1 protein-coding gene is annotated in these 13519 nt (G+C 74.2%); it reads right to left on the bottom strand.

The features are described from left to right. On the bottom strand, positions 1 to 13469 hold a 13469-nt coding region (locus ABZ565_RS06690; protein WP_361021144.1), incomplete at its 3' end, for an amino acid adenylation domain-containing protein. Positions 13470 to 13519 lie beyond the last annotated feature (50 nt).

Raw genomic sequence — 13519 nt, 5'->3', positions numbered from 1 at the left:
TCCGTACGCCCCGCGATCGGGCTCCCGATCGCGATATCCGTCCCCGCACCCAACCGCGTGTACAACGCCGCCAGACCCGCCTGCAACACCATGAAGAGGGTCGCTCCGGACCGGCGCGCCAACTCCGCGAGACGGGCGTGCAGTTCGGCGCCGATACGAAGTTCCAGCACATCGCCGCCGTACGACATGACGGCCGGGCGAGGCCGGTCGGCCGGGAGTCGCAGCTGTTCGGGCATGCCCGCCAGCGTCCGGTGCCAGTAGGCGACTTGGCGGGAGAAGAGGCTGTCGGCGTCGTTCTCGTCGCCGAGGATCTCGTGCTGCCACAGGGTGTAGTCGGCGTACGTCACCGGCAGCGGCGGCCACTCCGGTGCCCCGCCGCCCTGCCGGGCGGTGTAGGCGGCGGCCAGATCACGGGCCAGCGGACCCATGGACCAGCCGTCGCCGACGATGTGGTGCATGACGAGGAGCAGCACATGCTCGTCCGGCGCGACCGCGAACAGCTCGGCCCGCAGCGGGATTTCGGTGGTCAGGTCGAAGCCGCGCACGGCCGCGTCCCTGAGCAGCGCGGGCACCTCGGCCTCCCCGGCCGGCCGCACGGTCAGCGGGGCGCCGACCTCCCCGGTGTCCAGCACCCGCTGGTGCGGGATGCCGCCCGTGTGCGGGAACACCGTGCGCAGGGTCTCGTGCCGGGTCATCACGTCCACCAGGGCGGCGCCGAGCGCGTCCCGGTCGAGGTCGCCGGCGAGCCGCAGGGCCAGCGGCATGTGGTAGGTGGCGCTCGGCGCGCCGAACTGCTGGAGGAACCAGAGGCGGCGCTGGGCGAACGACAGCGGCAGCATCTCGCGCCGGGGGCGGGGCACGAGTGCACGGCGCGCCGTGCCGGCGTCGCGCAGCCCGGCCGCCAGCCCGGCCGGTGTCGGGGTCCGGAACAGGGCGCGCAGCTCCAGTTCGATCCCGAGGGTCGCCCGGACCCGCGAGACGAGCCGGGTGGCGAGCAGGGAGTGCCCGCCGAGCGCGAAGAAGTCGTCGTCGGCCCCGACCCGGGCGAGGCCCAGGACGTCGGCGAACAGCTCGCACAGGATCTGCTCCTGCGGGGTGCGCGGCGCCCGGCCGCTCCCCGTGGACGCGGCCTCCGGCGCCGGCAGCGCCGCCCGGTCCAGCTTCCCGTTCGGCGTCAGCGGCAACGCGTCGAGCAGCACGAACGCGGACGGCACCAGGTAGTCCGGCACCCGGTCGCCCAGGTACGCGGCCAGCGCGGCCGGCGTCGTCGCGGCCGGGTCCGACGGGACGACGTAGGCGACGATCCGGTCCTCCCGGGCCAGCACCGCGACCTGGGAGACACCCGGGTGCGCGGTCAGCTCGGCCTCGATCTCGCCGGGCTCGACGCGGAAGCCGCGCACCTTGACCTGGTGGTCGACCCGGCCGGCGAATTCCAGCTCGCCGTGGGCTCCCCAGCGCACCAGGTCGCCGGTGCGGTACATGCGCGCGCCGGCCGCCCCGTACGGGTCGGCGACGAAACGTCCGGCGCTCAGCCCGGGCCGGTCGAGGTAGCCCCGGGCGAGCCCGGTCCCGGCGAGGTACAGCTCGCCCAGGACGCCGGGGGCGACCGGGCGCAGGGCCTCGTCCAGGACGTACACCCGGCAGTTGTCGACCGGGCGGCCGATCGGCACGGGCCGCGGGCAGTCGGCGGGGTCGGCCGGGAGCGGGTAGGCGGTGATGACGTGGGTCTCGGCTGGTCCGTAGTGGTTGTGCAGCGCCCGGCCGGGCCGGGCGGCGAAGCGGCGTAGGGCACCGCCCAGCCGCATCGCCTCCCCGGCCTGGGCGACGAGCCGCAGGTGCGGCAGGTCGAGACCGGCCTCTTCGGCGGCCTCGGCCAGCGCCTCGACCACCAGGTTCGGCGCGAACAGCTCCTCGACGCGGTGGCGGTCCAGCCAGTGGGCGAGCAGTTCGGCGCTGCGGCGCTGCTCCTCGGTGGGCACCACCAAGGTCTTGCCGTACAGCAGCGCGGACAGCATCTCCTGCACGGAGACGTCGAAGCTGATCGCGGTGAACTGCGCGGTACGCGTGCCGGGTTCGCCGCCGACGGCCCGATGGTGCCAGGCCAGCAGGTTGAGCAGCGCGGCGGCGGGCATGACGACGGCCTTGGGCCGTCCGGTGGACCCGGAGGTGTAGATCACGTACGCCGGGTGGCGCGGGTCCACGCCCACGCCCGGGTCGCGCTCCGGCAGCGTGCCGGGCGGCGTTACGGCGGCGAGGTCGTCGAGCACCACGGCGGGGCGCGCGTCCTCCAGCATGTAGGCGATACGGGCGGCCGGGTAGTCCGGGTCCACCGGCAGGTACGCCGCGCCCGTCTTGAGCACCGCGAGGACCGCGACCACCAGCTCGGCGGAGCGCGGCAGCCGGAGGGCGACGACCTGCTCGGGGCCCACTCCGCGCGCGATCAGCGCGTGGGCGAGGCGGTTGGCCCGGCGGTTCAGCTCGCCGTACGACAGCACGGTGTCCTCGAAGACCACGGCCGGGGCGTCCGGGGCGGCCCGGACCCACTCCTCGAAGAGTGCCGGCAGGGTGGCGTCGGCTGCCGGGCGGGCGGTGTCGTTGCGGGCGGCCAGCAGCTCGTGGCGTTCGTCGGCGGTGAGGACGTCGATCCGGCTGAGCGGGAGCCCCGGCTCGGCGACGACGGCCGCGAGGAGCCGCAGCCAGCGGGCGACGAGCGTCTCCACGGTGGCGGGGTCGAACAGGTCGGTGCTGTACTCGACGCGCCCGACGATGCCCTCGGCGGCGCCGGGGCCGCCGCGCTCCAACAGGTGGAAGCCGAGGTCGAACATCGTCGTCGGCGTCCCCACCAGGACGGGTTCGGTCGCCAGGCCGTCCAGCGCGAAGTCGGTGCGGGGCACGTTCTGGAGCGCCAGCAGTACCTGGAACAGCGGCTGGCGGGTGAGCGACCTGGACGGGTTGAGTGCCTCCACGACCTGCTCGAACGGCAGGTCCTGATGGGCGTACGCGCCGAGCGCGCTCTCCCGGACCCGGCCCAGCAGTTCGGCGAACGTGGGGTCGCCCGAGGTGTCGGTGCGGAGGACCAGCGTGTTGACGAAGAACCCGACGAGGTCGTCAAGGGCCTGGTCGGTGCGGCCGGCGATCAGGCTGCCGACCGGGATGTCCTTGCCCGCACCCAGCTTGTCCAGCAGGGAGGCCAGGGCCGCCTGGAGCACCATGTACACGCTGGCCCCGTGCTCGCGGCCGAGCCGGACCAGTCCGGCGTGGAGTTCCGCGTCCAGCTCGATCGCGAGCCGGCCGCCGGAGCTGGAAGGGGCGGCGGGACGGGGACGGTCGGCGGGGAGCCGGATCTGTTCCGGCAGGCCCGCGAGGGTCCGGGTCCAGTAGTCGGTCTGCCGGGCGAGCAGGCTGTCCTCGTCGGAGGCGTCGCCGAGCAGTTCGTGCTGCCAGAGGGTGTAGTCGGCGTACTGCACGGGAAGCGGCGCCCACTGAGGGGCCTCGCCACGGACGCGTGCCGCGTACGCGGTGGCCAGGTCGGCGGCCAGCGGGCCGAGCGACCAGCCGTCGCCGGCGATGTGGTGCATCACCAGGAGCAGCACGTGCTCGTCCGGCGCGCTTTCGAACACCTCGGCGCGCAGGGGCGGTTCGGCGGCGAGGTCGAAACCCCGCGCGGCGGCGGCCGTCAGCCGCGCCGTCAGGTCCCGCGCGGCGGCCGGGGTCACCGCCAGGGCCGGGTGCGCCTCTCCTTCTGCCAGCACCTGCTGGTACGGCACCCCGTCCTGGGCCGGGAAGACCGTACGCAGCGTTTCGTGCCGGTCCACGAGGTCGCCCAGCGCCGCTTCGAGGGCCGCGGGGTCCAGCGGGCCGGTGAGCCGCCAGGCGAGGGGCATGTTGTAGACGGATTCGGCGCCCTCCAGCTGGCGCAGGAACCAGAGGCGGCGCTGAGCGGACGACAGCGGGACCCGCTCGGGCCGATCCGCCCGTGCCGGCTCGGGCCGGGCCCGGCCGGCGGCGCCCAGCCCGGCGGCCAGTCCGGCCACGGTCGGCGTACGGAACAGGGTCGGGAGGGCGAGCTCCACGCCCAGGGTCGCACGGACCCGGGCGACGAGCCGGGTGGCGAGCAGGGAGTGTCCGCCGAGGTCGAAGAAATCGTCGTCGGCACCGACCCGTGGCACGCCCAGCACCTCGGCGAACAGCCCGGCCAGCACGTGTTCCTCGGGCGTGCGGGGCGCCCGGCCCGCCGTCATCGTGGCGTCGGGCTCGGGCAGGGCGCGCCGGTCCAGCTTGCCGTTCGGGGTCAGCGGCAGCGCGTCCAGTGCGACGAAGGCGGCCGGCACCATGTACTCAGGCAGCCGCTCGCGCAGGCGCGCCCGCAGCTCCTCGGTCTGCGGGGCGGAACCGGTGACGGGTTGCACGTACGCGACGAGCCTCGGCCCCTGCGCGCCGTCCCGCCGGACGACCACGGCAGTGCGGGCGATGCCCGGGTGCTCGGCGAGGACGGCCTCGATCTCGCCGAGCTCGATACGGAAGCCGCGTACCTTCACCTGGTCGTCCGTACGCCCCAGGAACTCGAGGTCACCCTCGCCGTTCCAGCGCACCAGGTCACCCGTGCGGTACATCCGCGAGCCGGCCGCACCGAACGGGTCCGCCACGAACCGCCCGGCGCTCAGCCCCGGCCGGTTGTGGTAACCCCGCGCCAGGCCCGGACCCGCGATGTACAACTCGCCGGCCACACCACCGGGCACGGGGCGCAACGCACCGTCCAGCACATACAGTCGGGCACCCCCCATCGGCCGGCCGATCACCGGACGCGGGCTCGACGCCAGGGGCGCGACGACCGAGTCGACCGTGCACTCGGACGGGCCGTAGTAGTTGAGGGCGCGCACCCCCTCGGCGGCCCGCAACCGCTCCCACAGCTGCTCGGGCACGGGCTCCCCGCCCAGGGCGACGAGCGCGGGGCGCCACCGGGGGTGGTCGAGCAGGCCGTGATCCACCAGGACGTGCAGGTAGGACGGGGTGCCGCCGATGGTGTCCAGCCCGGCCCGCACGGCGTACGCGAGGTAGGCCGCCGGGTCGGTCCAGATCGCCTCGTCCAGGACGTGCAGCTCATGCCCGGCGAACACGGCGAACAGCTGGTCGCAGGAGGCGTCGAACGACACGGACGTGGTCAGCCCGACGCGCAGCCGCTCCCCCGTGGGCGAGACCAGCGGCCCCTGGTTGGCGTACAGGTTGACCACGCCGGTGTGCGTCACGACGACGCCCTTGGGGCGGCCGGTGGACCCGGAGGTGTAGATGACGTAGACCGGCTGGGCCGGATCGACCGGCACCATCGGGTCGGTGGCGGGGCAGCTTTCGACCCGTTCGGAAGTCTCCGGGTCATCGAGCACCAGCCGGTCGCCCGGCTCCTCCGGAAGCCGTTGCTGGATACGGCTGTCGGTCAGCGTCAGGACCGGCCGGGCGTCATCCAGGAGGTGCGCGATCCGAGCGGCCGGGTACTCCGGATCCACCGGCACGTACGCCGCACCCGACTTCAGCACCGCGAGGATCGCCACCACCAGCTCCGCCGACCTCGGCAGCGCCACCGCGATCAAGCGCTCCGGACCAGCACCCCGCGCCCTCAGCGCATGCGCCAACCGGTTGGCCCGCGCATCCAACTCGGCGTACGACAACGACACGTCGCCGCACACGAGTGCCGTCGCGTCCGGAGCCTTCCGGACCTGCTCCCGGAACAGCTCCGGCAACGTTTCACTGCGGGCCGGGGCCGCCGGGCCGGTGCCCAGGGCCGCGAGCGCCTGGTGCTCGTCGGCGGTGAGCAGGTCGAGCCGGCTGAGCCGCTGCCGGGGGTCGGCGACCGCGATGCGGAGAAGCCGCTCCCACCGGGCGAGCATCGTCTCGACGGTGGCGGAGTCGTAGAGGTCGTCGGCGTATTCGACGGACCCGTCGAGCCCGACCGGGGAGCCGTCCTCCCCATACCGCTCGGCCATCGTGAAGATCAGGTCCAGCTTGGCCGTGGCCGACGCCGACGGCACGTCCTCGACGCGCAGCCCTGGGGGCGCGAACTCGGCCCGCGGCGCGTTCTGGAGCACCAGCATGACCTGGAACAGCGGGTGGTGCGCGAGCGACCGGGACGGGTTCAGCACCTCGACCAGGTACTCGAACGGCACGTCCTGGTGGGCGTACCCGGCGAGCGCGGTGTCCCGGACCCGGTCCAGCAGCTCGGCGAACGTCGGGTCGCCCGAGGTGTCGGTGCGGAAGACCAGAGTGTTGACGAAGTAGCCGACCAGCTCGTCCTGCGCCTGGTCCGTCCGGCCCGCGACCGGACTGCCGACCGGGATGTCGTCGCCGGCCCCCAGCTTGCTCAGCAGCGCGGCCAGCCCCGCCTGGAGCACCATGAAGAGGCTCGTCCCATGGGCGCGGGCGAGCTCGCGGAGTCCCCGGTGCAGCTCGGCGTCCAGGCCGGCGCGCACGGAGCCGCCCCGGTGCGAGGCGACCGCCGGGCGGGGCCGGTCGCCGGGCAGCTCGATCAGCTCGGGGAGCCCGGCGAGCTGCCGGGTCCAGTAGTCGGCCTGCCCGGCGAGCAGGCTGCCCCGGTCGGCGGAGTCGCCGAGCAGTTCGTGCTGCCAGAGGGTGTAGTCGGCGTACTGGACGGGAAGCGGCGCCCACTGCGGGGCCCGGCCGCCCAGCCGCGCCGTGTAGGCGTCGGTCAGGCCCTGCGCGAGGGGGCTCAGCGACCAGCCGTCGCCCGCGATGTGGTGGAGCACCAGGTGGAGGACGTGGTCGTCCGGTGCGAGGGCGAACAGCTCGGCGCGCAGCGGCATGTCGGCGGCCAGGTCGAACCGCCGCTCCCGCGCCGCCGCCATCAGGCCCGGCAGCCCGGCCTCGGTGGCCGGGTGCACGGCCAGGCGCGGGCGGGCATCGTCCACGTCCAGCACGCGCTGGTGCGGGACGCCGTCCACCGCCGGAAACACGGTGCGCAGGCTCTCGTGCCGGGCGACGACGTCACCGATGGCGGCCTCCAGGGCCTGCCGGTCCAGGGCTCCGGAGAGCCGCCAGGCGAGGGAGATGTGGTAGTTCCCACCCGCGCCTTCCAGCTGGTGCAGGAACCACAGCCGGCGCTGCGCGAACGACAGCGGGATCATCTCGGGGCGCTCGCGGCGCGCCAGAGCGGTCTGCGCCGGGCCGGCCGCTCGCAGTGCGGCGGCCAGCGCTGCCGGGGTCGGCGCCTCGAACAGGGTGCGCAGCGGCATCTCCACGCCGAGCGTCGCGCGGATCCGGGCGGCGAGGCGGGTGGCGAGCAGGGAGTGCCCGCCGAGGTCGAAGAAGCCGTCGTCCACGCCGGCCGACGGCGCGCCCAGGACCTCGGCGAACAGCTCGCAGAGGATCTGCTCCTGGGCGGTGCGCGGGGCGCGGGAGGTGGTCACCGGGGTGAGGTCGGGGGCGGGCAGGGCGCGGTGGTCCAGCTTGCCGTTGACGGTCAGCGGCAGGTCGTTCAGCGTGACGAACGCCGAGGGCACCATGTGCTCCGGCAGCCGCTCGCGCAGGTAGGTGCGCAGGGCAGCGGGGAGCGGGGCGGCGTCGGCGGCCGGTACGAGGTACGCGGCGAGCCGGGTGTCGTCGGCCCGGTCCCGACGGGCGAGGACGGTGACCTGCGCGATGTCCGGGTGCGCGGCCAGGGCCGCCTCGATCTCGCCCAGCTCGATGCGGAAGCCGCGCACCTTCACCTGCTGGTCGGCCCGGCCGACGTAGCTCAGGGTGCCGTCCGCGCTGCGGCGCACGACGTCGCCGCTGCGGTACATGCGCGAGCCCGCGGGTCCGTACGGGTCGGCCACGAAGCGCCCCGCGGTCAGCCCGGGCCGGTTCAGATAGCCGCGTGCCAGGCCGGCTCCCGCGACGTACAGCTCGCCGGGAACGCCCGGGGCGACCGGGCGCAGGCCGGCGTCCAGGACGTACGCCCAGAGGTCGGGGAGGGCGGTGCCGATGTCGCCGGGGACGGTGGCGGTCCGGCCGAGTTCCGCGTACGTGACGTGCACCGTGGTCTCGGTGATGCCGTACATGTTGACCAGGCGCGGCGCGTCCTCCGGGTGACGGTCGTACCAGCCGGCCAGCCGGGCGTGCTCCAGTGCCTCGCCGCCGAAGACCACCGTGCGCAGGGCGAGCCCGCGGCCGGTCGCGGGATCCTCGGCGTCGGCCTGCATGAGCTGGTGGAAGGCGGACGGCGTCTGGTTGAGTACCGTCACCCGTTCACGGACGAGCAGGTCCAGGAACCGGCCGGGCGAACGGCTCGTCTCGTGGTCCACGACCACGAGGCGGCCGCCGTGCAGCAGAGGTCCCCACAGCTCCCAGACCGAGAAGTCGAAGGCGTACGAGTGGAAGAGGGTCCACACGTCGTCGGGACCGAAGCCGAACTGCTCGCGCGTGGCGTCGAAGAGACGCACCACGTTGCGGTGCGGGATCACGACGCCCTTGGGGTTTCCGGTGGAACCCGACGTGTGGATGACATAGGCGGCATGCGCCGGGTCGACGGCGGCCCCCGGGTCCGTGTCCGGCAGCCCGTCGAGGTCAGCGGTGTCCAGGAGCAGCCGGTCCACACCCTCCTCCGCACCCACCTGGCTCGTCGTCAGGAGCAGGGACGGCCGGGTGTCCTGGAGCAGGTAGGCGATGCGGGCGGCCGGGTACTCCGGGTCCACCGGCACATAGGCGGCACCCGCCTTGAGCACCGCCAGCACCGCCACGACCAGCTCCGCCGAGCGCGGCAGCTTCAGCGCCACCAACTGCTCGGGCCCGACGCCCCGTTCGATCAGGGCGTGCGCCAGCCGGTTGGCGCGTGCGTTCAGACCGCCGTACGTGAGGGTGGCCGTGCCGTCCGTGAGGGCGACGGCGTCCGGATCGGCCCGCACCTGCCGCTCGAACAGCGCGGGCAGGCTGTGCTGCGGCGGTTCCCCGCCCCGACCGGCCGGCCGCAGTGCCCGGAGTTCGTCGGCGGACACCACGTCCACCTGGCCGAGGCGCCGTCCGGGGTCGGCGGCGACGGCACGCAGCAGCCGCAGCCAGCGTTCGACGAGGCCCGTGACGGTGGCCGCGTCGAACAGGTCCGTGCTGTACTCCACCACACCCGACAGGCCGCCCCCGCCGGGCTGCTCGGCGAGGACGAAGGTCAGGTCGCACTTGGCCGTGCCGGTGGGGACCAGGTCGGACGCCACCCGCAGCCGCGGCAGGTCGAAGGTGCCGGACGGCGCGTTCTGAAGGGTCAGCATCGTCTGGAAGAGGGGGTGGTGCGCGAGGGTCCGCGCCGGGTTCAGCGCCTCGACCAGGTGCTCGAACGGCACGTCCTGGTGCGCGTACGCGGCCAGCGCCTCGGAGCGGACTCGGGCCAGGAGTTCGGTGAACGTCGGGTCGCCGGACAGGTCGGTGCGCAGCACCAGTGTGTTGACGAAGAAGCCCACCAGGTCGTCCAGGGCCTCGTCGGTGCGTCCCGCGACGGGCGTGCCGATCGGGACGTCGGTCCCGGCGCCCAGCTTTCCGAGCAGCGCGGCCAGTCCGGCCTGGAGCACCATGAAGAGGCTGGCCCCGCCGTCGCGGGCGAGGGCGCGCAGACCCTCGTACAGCTCCGCGTCGACGCGCACCGGCAGTTGGGCGCCCCGGTAGGACATCGCCTCGGGCCTGGGCCGGTCGAAGGGCAGCTCGACCTGGTCGGGCAGGCCCGCCAGCCGCTCGCGCCAGTAGGCGAGCTGGGCGTCCAGCAGGCTGTCCGGATCGCCATCGGCGCCCAGCAGTTCCCGCTGCCACAGGGTGTAGTCGGCGTACTGGACCGGCAGCGGCGACCACCGCGGCTTCGCGCCCTCGCTCCGGGCCGCGTAGGCGGTCGTCAGATCCTGCGAGAGCGGGCCCGTCGACCAGCCGTCGCCGGCGATGTGGTGGACGACGAGCAGGAGGACGTGCTCCTCGTCGCCGAGCCGGAACAGCTCGGCGCGCAACGGCGGTTCGTCGGACAGCTCGAACCCCTGCCGTGCCGCCTCGGCCAGCCGGTCGGACAGCTCGCGCGCGCCGGTCTCGGTCACCCGCAGCCGGGGCCGGGCCGCGTCGGGGTCCAGCACCCGCTGGCACGGCACACCGGCGACCGAGGGGAAGACGGTGCGCAGGGTCTCGTGGCGTTCGGCCACGTCCGCCAGGGCGGCTTCGAGGGCGCGCTCGTCCAGGCTCCCGGTCAGCCGCAGCGCCAGCGGGATGTTGTACGTGGCGCTCGGGCCCTCCATCCGGTGCAGGAACCACAGCCGGCGCTGCGCGGAGGACAGCGGCACGGTCTCGGGCCGCTCGCGCCGGCCCAGCGCCGGGCGCGCCTGGCCGGCCGCGTCCGCCCCTGCCGCCAGCCGGGCCACCGTCGGCGCGTCGAACAGGTCGCTGAGCCGCAGCTCCACGCCCAGCACGGACCGGGCCCGGGCGATGAGCCGGGTGCCGAGCAGGGAGTGTCCGCCGAGGTCGAAGAAGTCGTCGTCCAGGCCGACCGCGGGGACGCCCAGCACCTCGGCGAACAGCCCGGCGAGCTGGTGCTCGACCGCGCTGCGCGGGGCGCGGACCGGTGCGGTGGGCCGGTGCTCGGGGGCGGGCAGGGCGCGCCGGTCCAGCTTGCCGTTCGGGGTCAGCGGCAGGGCCTCCAGCACCACGACCGCCGAGGGCACCATGTACGCGGGCAGCCGGTCGCGGAGCCAGGCGCGCAGGGCGTCCGCCCGGACGTCCTGTCCGGCGACGGGCACGACGTGGGCGACGAGAAGGGGCTCCTCGTCGGTGCGCACGGTGACGGCGGTGCGGGCGAGGCCCGGGTGTTCGGCGAGGACAGCCTCGATCTCGCCGAGTTCGACACGGAAGCCGCGTACCTTCACCTGGTCGTCCGTACGCCCCAGGAACTCGAGGTCACCCTCGCCGTTCCAGCGCACCAGGTCACCCGTGCGGTACATCCGCGCACCACCCTCACCGAACGGGTCCGCCACGAACCGCCCGGCCGTGAGACCCGGCCGGTCGTGGTAGCCCCGCGCCAGACCCGGACCCGCGATGTACAACTCGCCGGACACACCGGCCGGCACCGGCCGCAGCGCACCGTCCAGCACATACAGCCGGGCGTTGGTGACGGGACGGCCGATGACCGGGCCCGGGCTCGACGCCACGGCTGCGGTCACCGAGTTGACCGTGCACTCGGAGGGGCCGTACAGGTTGAGGCAGTACGTGCCGTCAGCCGCCCGCAACCGCTCCCACAGCTGCCGCGGTACGGCCTCGCCACCGGCCGCGACCACCGCAGGGCCGCGTCGTGGGTCGCTCAACAGGCCATGAGATACAAGGGCGTGGAGGTATGAGGGAGTGGCCTCCACGTAGTCCAGCCCACGGTCTGCCGCGTACGCGACGAACGCCTCCGGGTCCGTCCAGGCCGCGTGGTCCAGGACGTGCAGCTCGTGGCCCGCGAAGAGGGCCATCAGCTGGTTCCAGGAGGCGTCGAAGGACACCGAGGTGGTGAGCGCCACGCGCAGCCGGTCCCGCTCCTTCAACAGCGGTGCGAACAGGGCGTTCCGGTGGTCGGTGAGCAGATCGGCCAGGCCGCCGTAGGTGGCGACGACGCCCTTGGGGCGGCCGGTGGACCCGGAGGTGTGGATGACGTACGCGGGGTGACGCGCGTCGACCGCCACCATCGGATCGGCGGCAGGGCGGCTTTTGAGCTCCGCCACCGTCGCCGGGTCATCGAGCACCAGCCGGTCGCACGGCCCCTCCGGCAGGTGGCCGAGGGTGCGGGCGTCGGTCAGTGTCAGGACCGGCCGGGTGTCGTCCAGGAGATACGCGATCCGAGCGGCCGGATACTCCGGATCCACCGGCACATACGCGGCGCCCGACTTCAGCACCGCGAGGATCGACACCACCAGCTCCGCCGACCTCGGCAACGCCACCGCGACCAGCCGCTCCGGACCCGCCCCGCGCGCCATCAGCGCATGGGCCAAACGGTTCGCCCGCGCATCCAACTCCGCGTAGGACAACGACACATCGCCACACGCGAGCGCCACCCGGTCCGGGACCGTCCGCACCTGCTCCCGGAACAGCTCGGGCAGGCTCGCGGCCGGGGGCGCCGCCGTCGGCCCGGTACCCAGCACCGCCACCTCGCGGTGCTCCTCGGCCGTGAGCAGGTCGACCCCGCCCACCGTCTCGTCCGGATCGAGGTCCGCCACCGCGTCGAGCAGGGCGAGCAGCCGTCCCTGGTGTGCGGCGAGGTCGTCGTCGCGGTACGCGTCCGGCGCGCCGTGCAGCCTGAGCAGCGGGGCGTTGCCGTCCCGGTAGTCGAACAGCCAGACGGCGAGGTCGGTGGTCGAGCCGGAGACGAAGTGGTGCACGGACGCGGGATGTCCGGCGAAGCTGGGCCTGGCGTTGAAGGCCATGATGTTGACGATCAGCGGGAACGCCGTACCGATGCCCCCGGGCGCTCCGAGGTCGCGGAGCAGGTCCTCGCCGCGGTACCGCTCGTGTGCGACAGCCGCCTCGACCTCGTTCGCCACCTGGGCCACGAGCTCGCCCCACGGCATGTCCGGCCGCACGGTCAGCCGGAGCGGAACCACGTTCGACATCGTGCCGGGCACAGCCATCAGGTCGCGGCCGGCGTCACGGCGGCCGGTGACGGGGAGGGCGAGAACCACGTCCTGGGCGCCGCTCAGCCGGTGGGCGTAGAGCGCGGTCGCCGCGATCACCATGCGGGACCACCTGACCCCGGCCCGGGCCGCCGCCGCCCGCAACGCCTCCGGGCTCCGCAGCTCCCGCTCGCCGGCCACGCGCAGGACCCGGTGCGGGTCGGTCGCCGAGATGTCGGTGAGCCGTGTCGGGGCGGGCAGATCGGTGAAGCGCCCGGTCCAGTAGGCGCGGTCCGCCGTGAAGGCGTCGGAGGCGCGGTAGTCGGCGTCGCTGTCGACCAGGTCCCGCAGCGTGCCGAACGGGGACGGCGGCACGGGGGCGTCCCCGGCCAGCGCCGAGTACACCTCGCCGACCCGCCCGCGGATCATCGAGCTGCTGATCGCGTCCAGGACCACGTGGTGGTAGTTCAGGTACCAGAGGTACTCCGTCGGTGACAGCCGGATCAGCGCGTGGCCGAACAGCGGATCGCGGGACAGGTCGAGCGGGCGGGCGAGGTCGCGCTCCATCCACTCGCCGGCCACCGCCCTGGGGTCCGGCTCCGCCTCGAAGTCGAGGTGCACCGGTGCCCAGTCCCAGGTCGCGCGGAGGATCTGGTGCGGGCCGTCCCCTTCGTCGGTGAAGGTCACGTGCAGGGCGTCGACCTCGTCCACCACCCGGCGCAGCGCGGCCTCGAACAGCTCCGGATCGACCGGCCCATGGATCTCCAGGCACTCACCGACGCGGTAGCCCGGGATCGGCGTCGGCGAGCTCTGCTCGGCGAGCCAGATCTCCCGTTGGGCCGCGGTCAGGGGCAGGACGTCGCCGTCACGACGGGACATGGGGGTACCTCCAGAGGTGTGAAAGGGCATGCGCGCAGGGCGCACCGGCC

The organism is Streptomyces sp. NPDC016469, from assembly GCF_040632905.1.
Taxonomy (GTDB): domain Bacteria; phylum Actinomycetota; class Actinomycetes; order Streptomycetales; family Streptomycetaceae; genus Streptomyces.
Note: the sequence above shows the minus strand (reverse complement) of the source record. Positions and strands in the feature narration are given on the sequence as shown.